This is a genomic window from Klebsiella sp. JN_Kp127 (assembly GCF_040062505.1).
GTDB classification, from domain to species: Bacteria; Pseudomonadota; Gammaproteobacteria; order Enterobacterales; family Enterobacteriaceae; genus Klebsiella; species Klebsiella quasipneumoniae.
Genome location: NZ_JBEAHS010000003.1, coordinates 106,903 through 121,347, shown reverse-complemented (window position 1 = coordinate 121,347; position 14,445 = coordinate 106,903). Strand labels below are relative to the sequence as shown.

Sequence of the window (14,445 nt, the reverse complement as noted above, 5' to 3'; positions counted from 1 at the left end):
CCTCCCGCAGGCGCGGGAGGAGCGGGCAGGGCGCTTAGGCGTCCGGGAACGACTTAATAAAGTTCTCGACGTCTTCCACCATGTGGTTGTTGCCGACGAAGAAGGAGCGGCGCTGGTGCAGGCTTTCCGGAACAATATCCAGAATACGCTCTTTACCATCGCTGGCCTTACCGCCCGCCTGTTCGGCGAGGAAGGCCATCGGGTTGCATTCATACAGCAGGCGCAGCTTGCCGTCCGGGTGGCTGGCGGTGCTTGGATAGAGGTAGATGCCGCCTTTCAGCAGGTTGCGGTGGAAGTCCGCCACCAGCGAGCCGATATAGCGTGAGGTATAAGGACGCTGCGTCGCTTTGTCCTCTTCCTGGCAGTACTTAATGTACTTCTTCACGCCCTGCGGGAATTTGATGTAGTTGCCTTCGTTAATGGAGTAGGTATTGCCCTTTTCCGGGAAGCGCATGCGCTCCTGGCACAGACAGAAGACGCCGAGGGACGGGTCGTAGGTGAAGGCGTGGACGCCGCAGCCGGTGGTATACACCAGCATCGTCGAAGAGCCATAGACCACATAGCCCGCTGCCACCTGTTTGTTGCCCGGCTGCAGGAAATCTTCTTCTGTCACCGGCGTGCCAACAGGCGTCACGCGGCGGTAGATAGAGAAGATCGTACCAACAGAGACGTTAACGTCGATGTTAGAGGAGCCATCCAGAGGGTCCATCAGCACCACGTATTTGGCGTGTTCACACCCTTCGAAGACGACAATCTCATCTTCTTCTTCAGAGGCGATCCCGGCAACAATATCGCGTGCTCGCAGTGCGGCTTTTAATTTTTCATTCGCGAACAGATCGAGTTTTTGCTGCACCTCGCCCTGAACGTTTTCAGCACCGCTGGCACCCAGGATATCGACCAGACCGGCCTTGTTGATATCGCGGTGGATGATCTTGGCGCCCAACTTTATTGCTGACAACAAAGCAGTCAGCTCACCGGTGGCGTGGGAGAACTCGTGCTGCTTTTCAACAATAAACTCACCTAACGTTTTCATAACTCGTTCCCTGCATTTTTATGTTGAGTAAAACGAACGCAACAATCTTAACAAAGAATCAAAAAAGTGCGCACTAGTGAATCGCGCCAGCAAAATACAGATTCGCCTGAAATGCATTTCGCCAGGGCCCGGGATATGGGTAAAATGTGCCCCGGATAAGAGAAGGAAATGACGAATGCGCATTCATATTTTAGGAATCTGTGGCACGTTTATGGGGGGCCTGGCCATGCTGGCGCGCTCCCTCGGTCATGAGGTAACGGGGTCGGATGCTAACGTCTATCCGCCGATGAGCACCCTGCTGGAAAACCAGGGGATTGATTTAATTCAGGGCTATGACCCCAGCCAGCTGGAGCCCCGGCCGGATCTGGTGATCATCGGTAACGCCATGACTCGCGGCAACCCGTGCGTTGAAGCGGTGCTGGAAAACAATATTCCCTATATGTCCGGCCCGCAGTGGCTGCACGACTTCGTGCTGCGCGATCGCTGGGTGCTGGCCGTCGCCGGGACCCACGGCAAAACCACCACCGCCGGCATGGCGACCTGGATCCTTGAAGCCTGCGGTTACCAGCCGGGCTTCGTGATCGGCGGCGTGCCGGGCAATTTTGACGTCTCTGCGCGCCTGGGCGACAGCCCGTTCTTCGTCATTGAAGCGGATGAATACGACTGCGCCTTCTTCGACAAGCGCTCCAAATTTGTTCACTACTGCCCGCGGACGCTGATCCTCAACAACCTTGAGTTCGACCACGCGGATATCTTTGACGACCTGAAGGCGATTCAGAAGCAGTTCCACCATCTGGTGCGCATCGTGCCGGGCAAAGGCAAAATTATCCTGCCGGAGAACGACATCAACCTGAAGCAGGTGATGGCGATGGGTTGCTGGAGCGAGCAGGAGCTGGTGGGCGAGCAGGGCCACTGGCAGGCGAAGAAGCTGAACGCTGACGCCTCGCAGTGGGAAGTGCTATTCGACGGTGAAAAGGTCGGCGAGGTGAAATGGGCGCTGGTCGGCGAGCATAATATGCATAACGGCCTGATGGCCATTGCCGCGGCGCGTCACGTCGGGGTACTGCCGGCGGATGCCGCGAACGCGCTGGGCAGCTTTATCAACGCCCGCCGTCGCCTGGAGCTGCGCGGCGAAGCCAACGGCGTCACCGTGTATGACGATTTCGCTCATCATCCGACGGCCATTCTCGCTACGCTGCAGGCGCTGCGCGGCAAAGTGGGCGGCACCGCGCGCATTCTCGCCGTGCTGGAGCCGCGCTCTAACACCATGAAAATGGGCGTCTGCAAGGACGATCTGGCGCCGTCTCTTGGCCGCGCCGATGAGGTGTTCCTCCTGCAGCCGCAGCATATCCCGTGGCAGGTGGCGGAAGTGGCGGAAGCCTGCGTCCAGCCGGCTCACTGGAGCGCCGACGTCGATACCCTGGCGGAGATGGTGGTCAAAACCGCCCATCCTGGCGACCATATCCTGGTGATGAGCAACGGCGGCTTCGGCGGCATTCATCAAAAGCTGCTGGATAAACTGGCGCAAAAAGCGGCCGCGACAGAGTAACGTCCCGCCTCCGGTCACTGCCCTCCGCGTGAGGGCAGTTTTGTTTTTTGCCAACAGGGATGGTGTGATGCTGACCTGCGAAAGCGTACTTTCTACCGACTCGCCCCATTTCGCCATGCTGGACGCGCTCTACGCGCGCGCCTTTCCTTGGCACGAGCAGCGCGAAAGCGAGGCCAAACGTCAGGCGCTGAGCAACGCGCACTACGCGCTGGAGGCGTGGTTCGATGAGGACGTATTTATCGGCCTCAGCGGCTGCTGGCAGTTTGCCGGCTACTGTTATGTCGAACATTTGGCGATCGACGATACGCTGCGCTCCCGCGGCTATGGTAAACAGCTGCTGGCGCAGATCCTGACGCGCGCGCCGCTGACCATTTTGGAAATCGATCCGCTGAGCAGCGAGATCGCCCATAAACGGCTGCGCTTTTATCAGTCGATGGGATTCCACGCTAACCCCTGGGCGCATCGTCATCCGACCTATCATCAGGGCATCGCGGATCATGAGCTGCTGGTGCTGAGCTACCCGCAGCCGATCGATGAGCGACAGTATCAGCAGTTTGCCCGGGATCTCGGGCGCGAGGTGATGGGGCGGGCGTAGCCCGGCGCGGCGTACCGCTCCGGGCGTTCGGCTGGGGTATTTTTACTCTTTGGCGATCGGCGTGTCGTTCTCCGCCACTTTATTGTCGCCCTGAATCTGCGCGATTTTCTGCTCGACGGCGGCCACCTGGGCACTGTCATGCAGCAGGGTGTAGGTCAGATCAAACTGCGCGCTGGCGCCCGGCTGCAGCTGTTTTACGCGTTTTTGCTCGCGTTCAATGGTCACCGGATAGGCGTAGCTGGTCCCCGGCTCGATACCGGTGACATAGCCCTGTTTGACGGTGTCGGTGTTTTTCCACAGCGTCAGGACCGGCAGCTGGCGGGTGTCGAACTGAATGGAGGCTCCTTTATCGCCCGCTTTGTTGACCACGGCGGCCAGCGTCTGGTGATTTTCATCGGCCAGCGGCTGAATATTAAACACCATCTCGTCAAAGTCTTTGGTCGGCCCCTGATAGGTTTGCCAGGTTTTTAATCCGCTCTTAGCGTAATCATTGAACGGGCTGATGCTGGACATCGGGGCGAGGAAACGCGCGCCTTCTTCCAGGATCGGGGTGCCGAAGTTGCTGTGGTAGATGATCTGGTAATCATGCGGATAGTCGGCGTGATTGGTTAAGACATCGTGCAGGCTGAAGCTGTTGCTGCCCGGGATATAGCGCAGCTCGGTCATGGTTTGCAGATCGGCTTTTTTGAAGGTGCTCTCTTTCACCAGCCCGCGGACGCGAATTTCATACGGCGCGCTGTCGGCCACCTCAACCTCCACCAGAGAGGCCGGCGTGTTGCCTGCCTTGCCGTGCAGGGTATAAATTTGCCCGTCCGCAGTCACCGGATGGCCGGTCCACTCGTAGCCGCAGCGGACCATCATTTCGTTGAACCCTTCCAGCCAGCCGAGCCCGTTGCGACTCTCCAGGTTGATAAAGGCCGGGTTAACAACCTCTTTGACCGGCGAATCCCAACCCATCCGGCTGCCGAAGCCTTCCACTCGCAGCAAGTTCATGCCGCGCGTCGGGCTGAGGGTGATGGTCAGGCCGTCTTTACTGCGAATGGTGAGGATTTTGCTGCCTTCCTGCTTGCCGCTGTGCAGGACTTTCTGCTCAATGCTGAACGCATGGTCTTTCACCTTCAGCTGATCGCTGCCGATCTGCCAGTTTCCTTTATCCATGCCCTCTTCAGCATTCGTCAGCACCCATGTTTTTGCCGCGGCGGAGCCAGAAACCAGCAGAGCGATAGCCGTCAGAACCAGTGTCTTTTTCATTTTCATTCCCTTTTTGCTGAATCGATTGTGTCGTTGACATGTGAAATCTACCGGCATGGGGGTGATTAAAATGTGAAGCGCCTCACCTGGTGAGAAAGTGGCCGTTTTTAAGATATTAAATGCGATAGTCGTCGGATTATTGTGCTAAACCATGCTTAATTATCACCACAAGATGTGATCTGCATTGCTTTTAGCTTTAACGATTCAGCTTTAGAGAAGGCAATAAACGACAGTCTCGTTGTGTGGACTTGGGGGCTCAGGGGAGGCTGCGGGGAACCCCCTGCTGACGCGATGCTTGCGTTGAAGAAGGGGAAGGTGGGCCGGATACAGCCTGCCCGGCGGCGCGGCGCTTGCGCGGGCCTGCGGAGTTGAACAACTGTTTGATAACTCAGGTTCAGCAGCCTTCCGTAGGCCGGATAAGGCATAGCCGCCCACCAGACAAAGCGGAGTAGCCCGGATAAGGCGCAGCGCGCCGCCATCCGGGTGACTTGTGCGGCAAAAGCGGCGGGAATTAGCCTTCGTTTTCCGCCAGTTCGCGCAGATACTGGAAGATCAGGCGCGCGGATTTCGGCGGTTTGTTGCCTTCTTTCTCTTTCTTCGCATTGCGGATCAGGGAACGCAGCTGCTGACGGTCAGCATCTGGCCACAGGTTCAGCACTTCAGCTACGGCGTCATCCCCGTCGTCAATCAGTCGGTCACGGATCTGCTCCAGCTTGTGGAACAGCGCAACCTGCTGGTTGTGGCGGTTTTTCAACTTATCCAGCGCCTGACGAATCGGATCGACATCGCGATTGCGCAGCATCTTACCGATAAGCTGCAGCTGGCGGCGGCGACCCTCTTTTTTGATTCGCTGGGCGAGTTCGATGGCGTCGCGCAGGTCAGTATCCAGCGGAATTTTATCCAGCGCGTTTTTCCCCAGGTCAACGAGTTCCGCGCCAAGACGCTTCAGTTCTTCCGCGTCGCGCTTAATTTCACTCTTACTGACCCAGATAATTTCATCGTCTTCATCCTCGATATCATCACCGGGAACGTCGTCGAGCCAGTCTTCGGGCTGCTTTGTCATCTCAGGCTCCTTAAAAAAAGAGGCTAATGTTACCAGTTAAGGCGCGCACTGAAAAACGGTTCTCTGTTAGACTTCAGTTAACTCCTTCTTACATTATGGCATTAGCAATGAAAGTGATCTCTCAAGTTGCCCAGCAACGTAAGACGCTGGAAGAGGCCGTGACCACGGCGCTGGAACTGGCGGCAGGTAAATCCGATGGCGCGGAAGTCTCCGTCAGCAAGACGACGGGCATCGGCGTCAGCACCCGCTATGGCGAAGTGGAGAATGTAGAATTCAATAGCGATGGGGCGTTAGGCATCACGGTTTACCACCAGAACCGCAAGGGCAGCGCCTCTTCCACCGATCTCAGCCCGGACGCCATCGCCCGCACCGTGCAGGCGGCGCTGGATATTGCCCGCTACACCTCCCCGGATCCCTTCGCCGGCGTGGCGGATAAAGAGCTGCTGGCCTTTGACGCCCCGGATCTGGACCTGTTCCACCCGGCGGAGGTCTCCCCGGATGAGGCCATCGAACTGGCCGCCCGCGCAGAGCAAGCGGCGCTGAAGGCCGATAAACGCATCACCAACACCGAAGGCGGCAGCTTTAACAGCCACTACGGCATCAAAGTGTTCGGCAACAGCCATGGCATGCTGCAGAGCTACTGTTCGACCCGCCATTCCCTTTCCAGCTGCGTGATCGCGGAAGATGACGGCGACATGGAACGCGACTACGCCTATACCATTGGCCGGGCGATTGAGGATCTGCAGTCCCCGGAATGGGTCGGGGAAGAGTGCGCCCGCCGCACCCTGTCGCGCCTCGCGCCGCGTAAGCTGTCGACCATGAAGGCGCCGGTGATTTTCGCCAATGAAGTGGCGACCGGGCTGTTTGGCCACCTGGTCGGAGCGATTGCCGGTGGTTCGGTATACCGCAAATCCACCTTCCTGCTCGATTCGCTGGGCAAACAAATTTTGCCGGAGTGGCTGACCATTGAAGAGCATCCGCACCTGCGTAAAGGACTGGCCTCCACGCCGTTCGACAGCGAAGGCGTGCGCACCGAGCGTCGCGATATCGTCAAAGACGGCGTGCTGACCCAGTGGCTGCTGACCAACTACTCCGCCCGCAAGCTGGGGATGAAAAGCACCGGCCACGCCGGCGGCATCCATAACTGGCGCATCAACGGCCGCGGCCTGAGTTTTGCAAAGATGCTTAAAGAGATGGGCACCGGTCTTGTGGTTACCGAACTGATGGGGCAGGGTGTCAGTGGCGTCACTGGCGACTACTCACGCGGCGCATCCGGCTTCTGGGTAGAAAATGGCGAAATTCAATATCCTGTCAGTGAGATCACCATTGCAGGAAATCTGAAAGAAATGTGGCGTAATATCGTGACCATCGGCGATGATATTGAAACGCGCAGCAACATTCAGTGCGGTTCTGTGCTGCTGCCGGAGATGAAAATCGCCGGGCAATAACACCTGTTTGCTTAAATAATAAAAAGGAAGTGAGCAATGCGTAAAAAACTGTTAGCGATGCTGGCTGTCTCTGCTTTTGCGCTCGGTTCAGCCTCGGCCTTTGCCGACCTGGGCGAAGACATGGACACTCTGGCAGAAAATCTGCAAGTGGTACAGAAAACCTCCGACGCCGGCGAGCTGAAAGCGGCGCTGAATAAGATGCGTACCGCCGCGGTTGATGCCCAGAAAGAGACGCCGCCGAAGCTGGAAGGCAAAGCGGCCGACAGCGCTGAGATGAAAGATTACCGTCACGGTCTGGATATTCTGATCGGCCAGATCGACGGCGCGCTGAAGCTGGCGAATGAAGGCAAGGTGAAAGAGGCGCAGGCCGCCGCGGAGGAGTTTAAAACCACCCGCAACACCTACCATAAGAAGTACCGCTAACTGCCGTTTTCGGGAGGCATCAGCCGATGTCTCCCACCTCAAAGCCTACCGATATCACACTTTTCGATCTCTTTTTCCGGCCTTTCCGCAGCCGCGGGCTGCGCATTCACGCGCATTGTTGTGATACGTCTCACGCCATAATTGCTGTTTTTTCATTTTTCCAGTGAATGTGTGGGGTCGATCACGCCTGCCGTCTCCCTTTCCACTTCGAAGTGGAAAACAACTCGCTACAAACTCCCATCCCCCGGCGCTACTTTGATTCCCAGAGACATCAGCGGGGTATCAGAAGTGAATAACGGAGCGGTAATACACGACGTAGGGGAGCAGGCAGCGCAGACCGAACGCCTGGCTGACAAGATGCTGCAGCAGGTTTTTGCCCTGTTAAGCCGTCACGGCATCGTCCCTAACGACGTTCAGGAGCAAATGCTGACCTCCCACGTGCGGGCGATGGCCCACCGGTCAATCAGCGGGGAACCGCTGCCGGAAGTGGATGCCAGCCTGTTCGAAGAGATTTCACCAGATTCAATGACGTTGGCCCGCGAAGTGGTCGCGCAGTTCGGCAACCTGCCTGATGAAGAGGCCTGGCTGCTCTCCGTCCATTTCGAAGTCGCAAAAGAAAACCTGTAAGGAGCAAAACATGGAACAAATCACCGTAGTTATTGGCGACCGTCTGGGTAAAGGCCAAAAAGTCGCCGCAGGCGCAGAGAAAGCCGGCGCACGTGCAGTGGTCGTCCCTGGCGTTGCTGCCGACATGAAGCTTGGCGACATGATGAAAGCGGAAAACGCCACCTTCGGCATCTCCTTCTGCGGCAGCGGCGGCGCCGGCGCCATCACCGCCCAGACTAAACACGGCTACAAAGCGAAATACGGCATGCGTTCCGTGGAAGAGGGCGTCACCGCCATCAACGAAGGCTGCAACGTGCTGGGCTTTGGCTTTATGGATAAAGAAGAGCTGGGCGAGCGGCTGGTAGAGGCCTGGAAAAAGAAATACGGCGCATAAGTATGAAAGAGCAATTCACCACCACGGTGAGGGTTGCCGGCAAAGGCGAAAGCAAATCACGGGCCTTCGCCGATGCCCTGAACCATGTGCAGGCTGCGGTGATGAAAACGTCATCGCACATTCTGCTGCGTATTGAGCCACAGGACGTGACGGTTGTTCATGCGCGCGAAGCGGTACGAAAAGAGGCCTTCCTGTTTTTCTTTTTGCGCCGTGAACGACGGACCTACAGCGTGGAGCTGGACGTCACCGTCAACGTGACCGCCATCGATCTCGATAAAGTGGATTTCGTCACGCAAACCTGATTGTTAGCAAAGGGTCTGACTATGTTCCTGATAATATTAATAAAATCGCTTATCATCGGCGGCCTGGTCGGCGTCGGCGTGGGCGCCGGAGCGGCACGCATGTTTCATGCCCCTACCACCCAGGGGATGGGGGCGTTTCGAACCCTGGGCGAGCTGAACTCCTGTGAGGGCGATCCGGCTTCCCACTTCTCCTTTGGCCTCGGTTTCTTCTTTAACGCCTGGGCCTCTTCCGTTGCAGCAGGCTCCTTCACCCAGGATGTTGACCACCGCATTATCCCCAACTGGGGCGCGGCGGCGCTGATGCTGAAAAATCGTAACGTCGGCGAAACGCTGCACGATCCGAAAAAAATGGCCATCTCCTGCGGCATCATCGGCATGATCGTCGTCGCCTTCCTTAACCTCACCGCCTCGTCCGTACCGGAAGCGCTGCAGGTGACCGCAGTTAAGGTACTGGTCCCGGCGGCAAACCTGCTGGTGAACACCGTGATGCCGGTGATCTTCTGGCTGGCGGCGATCGACGCCGGTAAAAAATCAGGCTTCTGGGCGACCATCTTCGGCGGCGCGGCGCAGCTGATTATGGGCAACGCCGTACCAGGGCTGGTGCTGGGCATCCTGATCGGCAAAGGCGTTGAAGAGAGCGGCTGGAACCGGGTCACCAAAGTGATGATGGTGGCCATTGTCGCCCTGTTCGTCCTCAGCGGCTTCTTCCGCGGCTTCGACATGAAGATGATCGAATCCTTCCATCTGACCGTGCCGAACTGGCTGGACATGATCCACAACTCACTCAGCGGCAAGTAACGGGAGCCTGATAATGGAACAGAATAAAGGTTTTTGGTATGCCGACTGGTCGTTCCCGATCTTCGTTGGCCTGCTCTCCTCCGGCGTCTTCGCCGGGACCCACATGTACTACCTGTACGGCATCGGCGCCTTTAACGAAGTCGCCTTCGTGGCGATGCTGAAGTCGGGAATTGATACCGGCGTTTACGGCGCGGTGGCGGCGTTTGGCGCCAGCTTCCTGTTCGCCCGCATCATCGAAGGGTCGCTGGTGGGGATCCTCGATATCGGCGGCGCTATTCAGACCGGGATCGGTCTTGGCGTCCCGGCGCTGCTGCTCGGCGCGGGCTTTGTCTTCCCGGTGGCGAACTTCGCCGCCTCGCTGGCAACCGGCCTGATCCTCGGCCTGGCGGTGGGCTACATCATCATTCTGGCGCGTAAGTTCACCATCAACCAGAGCGACTCCACCTACGGCGCCGACGTGATGATGGGGGCCGGTAATGCCTCCGGCCGCTTCCTCGGCCCCTTGATCATCCTCAGCGCAATGACCGCCTCGATTCCTATCGGGATCGGCTCGCTGGTTGGCGCCCTGCTGTTCTACATCTGGCAGAAACCGATCACCGGCGGCGCCATCCTCGGCGCGATGATCCTCGGCTCCATTTTCCCGGTGGCGATTAGCTAATCGCCCGATGGCGCGGCGCTTATCGGGCCTACACGTCAGCGCGATTGGTAGGCCCGATAAGGTGGTACGCCGCCATCCGGCAACAGATACACTCTTTCATCAGGAGATAGCTATGTTTGATTTACTCCTGCGCCGCGCGCGCCTCGTCGACGATACCCTGACTGATATCGCCATTCAGGACGGGAAAATCGCGGCGCTGGGCGAGATTAGCGCGCCCTCCCGCAAAACCCTCGATCTGCAGGGCAACAGCTACGTCAGCGCCGGCTGGATTGACTCCCACGTTCACTGCTACCCGAATTCGCCAATTTATCACGATGAGCCGGACAGCGTCGGTATCGCCACCGGCGTCACCACCGTGATTGATGCCGGCAGCACCGGCGCCGACGATGTCGATGAGTTCTATCAACTGACCCGTAAAGCGGCGACGGAAGTCTATGCCCTGCTCAATATCTCCCGCGTCGGGCTGATTGCCCAGAATGAACTGGCCAATATGACCAATATTGACGCCGAGGCGGTGAAGCAGGCGGTGCAGCGTCATCCCGATTTTATCGTTGGTCTGAAGGCGCGGATGAGCAGCAGCGTGGTGGGAGAAAACGGCATTACGCCGCTGGCGCGCGCCAAGGCGATTCAGCAGGAAAACGGCGATCTGCCGCTGATGGTGCACATTGGCAACAATCCGCCGAACCTCGATGAAATCGCCGATCTGCTGAGCCGCGGCGACATCATTACCCACTGCTATAACGGCAAACCGAACCGCATTCTGAATCCTGCCGGCGAACTGCGCAGTTCGATTACTCGCGCCCTGCAGCGCGGCGTGCGCCTCGACGTCGGCCACGGTACCGCCAGCTTCAGCTTTGAAGTGGCGCGCCGGGCGATTGCGCTGGGCATTCTGCCGCACACCATCAGCTCGGATATTTACTGCCGTAACCGCATCGACGGCCCGGTGCGTTCGCTGGCGCTGGTGATGTCGAAATTTCTCGCCATCGGCATGACCCTGCCGCAGGTGATTGCCTGCGTGACCGTCAGCGCTGCCGAGGGACTGCGCCTGTCGCGAAAAGGGCGGCTGGAAGTGGGTTTCGACGCCGATCTCACGCTATTTCGCCTGGAGCGCCAGCCAACGCTGCTGGTGGATGCCGAAAAAGAGAGCCTCCAGGCAGACAACATTCTGGTGCCGCTGGCCGCGATCCGCGCGGGCAAAGGCTATCTGACCGAACAAGGGAGCGCGGAACATGCCTTCGATTTTTGAAAAATACCATTTAAAACAAGTAATTAACACTTCCGGCCGGATGACAGCGCTGGGAGTCTCCACCCCGCGCCCGGAAGTGGTGGAAGCCGCGATGGCCGGTATGAACCAGTACTTTGAAATGAAAGACCTGGTGAATAAGACCGGCGAGTACATCGCCAGGCTGCTGGATGTGGAAGGGGCGACCGTGGTCTCCTGCGCGTCGGCAGGGATTGCCCAGTCGGTGGCGGCGGTGCTGGTGAAAGACAGCGACTGGCTGCTGGAGAACCTGCACGTTACGCCGATAGAGAATAACGAAATCGTCCTGCCGAAGGGCCACAACGTCAACTTCGGCGCGCCGGTCGGCACCATGGTGGCGCTGGGCGGAGGTAAGCTGGTGGAAGCGGGCTACGCCAACGAATGCTCTGCCGAACAGCTGGCGGCGGCGATCACCCCGCGCACCGCGGCGATCCTCTACATCAAATCCCACCACTGCGTGCAGAAAAGCATGCTCAACGTCGCGCAGGCCGCGGAAGTAGCGCGTCAGCATCATTTACCGCTGATCGTCGACGCGGCGGCGGAGGAAGATCTGCAGTGCTACTACCGCATGGGCGCCGACCTGGTTATCTACAGCGGCGCGAAAGCGATTGAAGGGCCGACCAGCGGGCTGGTGATCGGCAAAACGCAGTACGTTGAGTGGGTTAAACGCCAGTCGATGGGCATTGGCCGGGCGATGAAAGTGGGTAAAGAGGGGATCCTCGGCCTGACCTGCGCCATTGAACACTACCTGACGGCAAGCAAAGAGAGCGGTGAAGAGATGGTGGCGAAGATGACGCCGTTTATCGAACAGCTCAATACCCTCAACGGCGTCACTGCCCGCGTGGTATGGGACAGCGCCGGCCGCGATATCGCCCGCGCCGAAATCAAATTCGACGAAGCGGTGACCGGCGTGAAGACCGGCGATCTGGTTAACGCGCTGAAGCAGGGCGAATACGCCATCTACTTCCGCGGCTATAAAGCGAATGAAGGCATTATCGAAGCCGATGTCCGCAGCGTTGACGCCCAGCAGCTGGCGGTAGTCGCCCGCCGTATCGCGGAAGTTCTGAACAAGGAGAAACAAGCATGAAACTGACCCCAAACTTTTACCGTGACCGCGTGTGCCTGAACGTCCTGGCGGGTAGCAAAGACAACGCCCGGGAAATCTACGACGCGGCGGAAGGTCATGTCCTGGTCGGCGTGCTCTCCAAAAACTACCCGGACGTCGCCAGCGCGGTGGCCGATATGCGCGACTACGCGAAGCTGATTGATAACGCCCTCTCCGTCGGGCTGGGCGCAGGGGATCCGAATCAGTCGGCGATGGTGAGCGAGATTTCGCGCCAGGTGCAGCCGCAGCACGTCAATCAGGTCTTCACCGGCGTGGCCACCAGCCGCGCGCTGCTCGGGCAGAACGAAACGGTGGTCAACGGCCTGGTCTCGCCCACCGGCACCCCGGGTATGGTGAAGATCTCCACCGGCCCGCTGAGCAGCGGCGCGGCGGATGGGATTGTGCCGCTGGAAACCGCCATCGCGCTGTTAAAAGATATGGGCGGCAGCTCCATCAAATACTTCCCGATGGGCGGCCTGAAGCACCGCGACGAGTTCGAGGCGGTGGCCAAAGCCTGCGCCGCGCACGATTTCTGGCTGGAGCCGACCGGCGGTATCGATCTGGAAAACTACAGCGAGATTCTGAAGATCGCCCTCGATGCCGGGGTGAGCAAAATCATCCCGCATATCTACAGCTCGATTATCGATAAGGCCAGCGGCAACACCCGCCCGGCCGATGTTCGCCAGCTGCTGGAGATGACCAAACAGTTAGTGAAGTAGTGCCCTTGCTCCTCACCCTCAAAGGGTGAGGGGCAGCTTATCCCACTGAACTATCAAGGAGTTGCTATGCCTGTCGCTCGTCATCTGCTTGTCGCTTCACTGTCCCTGTTTGCCGCCGCCGCCGGCGCCGCGCAAACTCACTATGCCTGGGTAGGCACCTATAATCCCAATGGTGAAGGTCTGTACCGCTTTACCGTTGATAGCCAAACCGGCGCGCTACGTGACAGGACGCTGGTGAGCTCGTTGCCGAACGCCGCGCAGCTGACCGTCTCGCGCGATGGCAAGACGCTGTATGCCGCCAGCGAAGTGGAGAAAGGCGTGGTGCAGGCGTGGCGCATTGAGAAGAACGGCGAGCTGACCGCACTCAATCAGGTCGCCTCCGGCGGCGCTGGTCCGGTTTATCTCTCCCTGACGCCGAACGGTAAACAGCTGCTGGTGGCCAACTACGTCAGCGGCAGCATCGCCGTGCTACCGGTGAAAGAGGATGGTAGCCTGGGTGAGGCGGTGGACAGGCATCAGGATGAAGGCCCGGCAGGCGCCGAACGCCCGGCGGCGGCCGTCGAGGGCAGCTTCGCCATCAGCGATCACAATGGCCCGCACGCCCATATGATCGCCGCCGATCCCAGCGGGAAATTTGTTTACTCCACCGATCTGGGGCTGGATCGGATCTATCAGTATCGGCTGGATAGCGCCAGCGGCAAGCTGACGCCGAACGATCCGCCGTTTATCGCCGCCTCGTCGCCGGGAGCCGGCCCGCGCCACTTCGTCTTCACGCCAAAGGGCGACGGTCTGTGGCTGATTAACGAGGAAGCGTCGACGCTGACCTTCTATCATCTGGATCAGCAAAGCGGCCTGCTGCGCGAAGGCAAAACCGTCTCCGCGCTGCCGAAAGAGTATAAGGGCACCAGCTTTGCCGCCGGCCTGGCGCTGAGCAACGACGGCAAACAGCTGTACGTCGCCAATCGTCTGCATAACAGCATCGCCCACTTTACGGTGCAGGCCGACGGCCGCCTGCGCCACCAGGAGGATATCTGGACGCGCGGAGATTACCCCCGCACGCTGACCCTGGATAATCAAGGGCAGTGGCTGTACGTCATGAACCAGCGTAGCGATAATATTACCCGCTTCAGCGTGGCGCCGAAGGATGGCAAATTGACCTTTGTCTCAGACTACACGCCGGTCGGCAGCCCATCGCAGATGGTGATTTCCGCCCAACCCTGAGCCGTAACCACAAGGAACT

At 58.7% G+C, this 14,445-nt stretch carries 16 protein-coding genes; 13 read left to right on the top strand and 3 right to left on the bottom strand.

Annotated features, from left to right (window positions below):
• Nucleotides 1-34 precede the first annotated feature (34 nt).
• Nucleotides 35-1,033 carry a class 1 fructose-bisphosphatase gene (gene fbp, locus ABLV04_RS02370; RefSeq protein ID WP_004206493.1) on the bottom strand — a complete coding sequence of 333 codons (999 nt, stop codon included), beginning with the start codon at nt 1,031-1,033 and terminating at the stop codon, nt 35-37.
• Nucleotides 1,034-1,208: 175 nt separating this feature from the next.
• Here fbp and mpl point away from each other — a divergent pair, with 175 nt between their 5' ends.
• Together mpl and ABLV04_RS02360 are read left to right on the top strand one after the other, a co-directional pair.
• Nucleotides 1,209-2,582, top strand: a complete 1,374-nt coding sequence (mpl, locus tag ABLV04_RS02365) for a UDP-N-acetylmuramate:L-alanyl-gamma-D-glutamyl-meso-diaminopimelate ligase (RefSeq protein ID WP_048296492.1) — start codon at nt 1,209-1,211, stop codon at nt 2,580-2,582.
• Between the two features lie 67 nt (nt 2,583-2,649).
• Nucleotides 2,650-3,177 (top strand): GNAT family N-acetyltransferase, encoded by a 528-nt coding sequence (locus ABLV04_RS02360; RefSeq protein ID WP_131080050.1) that lies wholly within the window; start codon nt 2,650-2,652, stop codon nt 3,175-3,177.
• A gap of 42 nt (nt 3,178-3,219) precedes the next feature.
• On the opposite strand, the gene ABLV04_RS02355 is transcribed toward ABLV04_RS02360, so the two are convergent.
• Nucleotides 3,220-4,428: an aldose 1-epimerase family protein gene (locus ABLV04_RS02355; RefSeq protein WP_180266217.1), complete on the bottom strand. Its 1,209-nt coding sequence runs from the start codon at nt 4,426-4,428 to the stop codon at nt 3,220-3,222.
• Nucleotides 4,429-4,939: 511 nt separating this feature from the next.
• Nucleotides 4,940-5,491, bottom strand: coding sequence for a ribosome biogenesis factor YjgA (gene yjgA, locus ABLV04_RS02350; RefSeq protein WP_004206498.1), 552 nt, complete (start codon nt 5,489-5,491; stop codon nt 4,940-4,942).
• Nucleotides 5,492-5,586: 95 nt separating this feature from the next.
• Between yjgA and pmbA the strand changes: the two genes are divergently transcribed.
• From pmbA to ABLV04_RS02295, 11 genes are all read left to right on the top strand, one after another.
• Nucleotides 5,587-6,939 carry a metalloprotease PmbA gene (gene pmbA / locus ABLV04_RS02345; protein ID WP_032429082.1) on the top strand — a complete coding sequence of 451 codons (1,353 nt, stop codon included), beginning with the start codon at nt 5,587-5,589 and terminating at the stop codon, nt 6,937-6,939.
• A gap of 36 nt (nt 6,940-6,975) precedes the next feature.
• The gene (gene cybC / locus ABLV04_RS02340; protein WP_002886893.1) at nt 6,976-7,362 is read left to right on the top strand and encodes a cytochrome b562; all 387 of its coding nucleotides are present in this window, start codon (nt 6,976-6,978) and stop codon (nt 7,360-7,362) included.
• Between the two features lie 288 nt (nt 7,363-7,650).
• Nucleotides 7,651-7,989, top strand: coding sequence for a PRD domain-containing protein (locus tag ABLV04_RS02335; RefSeq protein ID WP_004206500.1), 339 nt, complete (start codon nt 7,651-7,653; stop codon nt 7,987-7,989).
• A gap of 10 nt (nt 7,990-7,999) precedes the next feature.
• Nucleotides 8,000-8,362 (top strand): SFCGS family glycine-rich protein, encoded by a 363-nt coding sequence (locus tag ABLV04_RS02330; RefSeq protein ID WP_032454653.1) that lies wholly within the window; start codon nt 8,000-8,002, stop codon nt 8,360-8,362.
• 2 nt (nt 8,363-8,364) lie between these two features.
• Nucleotides 8,365-8,664: a DUF4312 family protein gene (locus ABLV04_RS02325; RefSeq protein ID WP_004206503.1), complete on the top strand. Its 300-nt coding sequence runs from the start codon at nt 8,365-8,367 to the stop codon at nt 8,662-8,664.
• Nucleotides 8,665-8,685: 21 nt separating this feature from the next.
• Entirely contained in the window at nt 8,686-9,462 is a 777-nt protein-coding gene (locus ABLV04_RS02320; protein WP_002886897.1) for a DUF4311 domain-containing protein, read from the top strand.
• Nucleotides 9,463-9,475: 13 nt separating this feature from the next.
• The gene (locus ABLV04_RS02315; protein WP_004206504.1) at nt 9,476-10,120 is read left to right on the top strand and encodes a DUF4310 family protein; all 645 of its coding nucleotides are present in this window, start codon (nt 9,476-9,478) and stop codon (nt 10,118-10,120) included.
• A 112-nt stretch (nt 10,121-10,232) separates the two neighbouring features.
• Entirely contained in the window at nt 10,233-11,366 is a 1,134-nt protein-coding gene (locus tag ABLV04_RS02310; protein WP_044525199.1) for an amidohydrolase/deacetylase family metallohydrolase, read from the top strand.
• Nucleotides 11,350-12,468, top strand: coding sequence for a DgaE family pyridoxal phosphate-dependent ammonia lyase (locus ABLV04_RS02305; protein WP_180266216.1), 1,119 nt, complete (start codon nt 11,350-11,352; stop codon nt 12,466-12,468). Before ABLV04_RS02310 ends, ABLV04_RS02305 begins: the two co-directional genes overlap by 17 nt.
• Complete coding sequence (locus ABLV04_RS02300) at nt 12,465-13,205, top strand: KDGP aldolase family protein (RefSeq protein ID WP_004206507.1); 741 nt, start codon at nt 12,465-12,467, stop codon at nt 13,203-13,205. The genes ABLV04_RS02305 and ABLV04_RS02300 overlap by 4 nt, the downstream gene beginning before the upstream one ends.
• Nucleotides 13,206-13,271: 66 nt before the next feature.
• Nucleotides 13,272-14,426, top strand: coding sequence for a lactonase family protein (locus ABLV04_RS02295; protein ID WP_065805920.1), 1,155 nt, complete (start codon nt 13,272-13,274; stop codon nt 14,424-14,426).
• The last annotated feature ends 19 nt before the right edge of the window (nt 14,427-14,445 follow it).

Excerpts from the sequence above, each read along its gene's own strand:
- fbp (WP_004206493.1), bottom strand. The coding sequence starts at position 1,033 with ATGAAAACGTTAGGTGAGTTTATTGTTGAAAAGCAGCACGAGTTCTCC.
- mpl (WP_048296492.1), top strand. The coding sequence starts at position 1,209 with ATGCGCATTCATATTTTAGGAATCTGTGGCACGTTTATGGGGGGCCTG.
- ABLV04_RS02360 (WP_131080050.1), top strand. The coding sequence starts at position 2,650 with ATGCTGACCTGCGAAAGCGTACTTTCTACCGACTCGCCCCATTTCGCC.
- ABLV04_RS02355 (WP_180266217.1), bottom strand. The coding sequence starts at position 4,428 with ATGAAAAAGACACTGGTTCTGACGGCTATCGCTCTGCTGGTTTCTGGC.
- yjgA (WP_004206498.1), bottom strand. The coding sequence starts at position 5,491 with ATGACAAAGCAGCCCGAAGACTGGCTCGACGACGTTCCCGGTGATGAT.
- pmbA (WP_032429082.1), top strand. The coding sequence starts at position 5,587 with ATGGCATTAGCAATGAAAGTGATCTCTCAAGTTGCCCAGCAACGTAAG.
- cybC (WP_002886893.1), top strand. The coding sequence starts at position 6,976 with ATGCGTAAAAAACTGTTAGCGATGCTGGCTGTCTCTGCTTTTGCGCTC.
- ABLV04_RS02330 (WP_032454653.1), top strand. The coding sequence starts at position 8,000 with ATGGAACAAATCACCGTAGTTATTGGCGACCGTCTGGGTAAAGGCCAA.
- ABLV04_RS02325 (WP_004206503.1), top strand. The coding sequence starts at position 8,365 with ATGAAAGAGCAATTCACCACCACGGTGAGGGTTGCCGGCAAAGGCGAA.
- ABLV04_RS02320 (WP_002886897.1), top strand. The coding sequence starts at position 8,686 with ATGTTCCTGATAATATTAATAAAATCGCTTATCATCGGCGGCCTGGTC.
- ABLV04_RS02315 (WP_004206504.1), top strand. The coding sequence starts at position 9,476 with ATGGAACAGAATAAAGGTTTTTGGTATGCCGACTGGTCGTTCCCGATC.
- ABLV04_RS02310 (WP_044525199.1), top strand. The coding sequence starts at position 10,233 with ATGTTTGATTTACTCCTGCGCCGCGCGCGCCTCGTCGACGATACCCTG.
- ABLV04_RS02305 (WP_180266216.1), top strand. The coding sequence starts at position 11,350 with ATGCCTTCGATTTTTGAAAAATACCATTTAAAACAAGTAATTAACACT.
- ABLV04_RS02300 (WP_004206507.1), top strand. The coding sequence starts at position 12,465 with ATGAAACTGACCCCAAACTTTTACCGTGACCGCGTGTGCCTGAACGTC.
- ABLV04_RS02295 (WP_065805920.1), top strand. The coding sequence starts at position 13,272 with ATGCCTGTCGCTCGTCATCTGCTTGTCGCTTCACTGTCCCTGTTTGCC.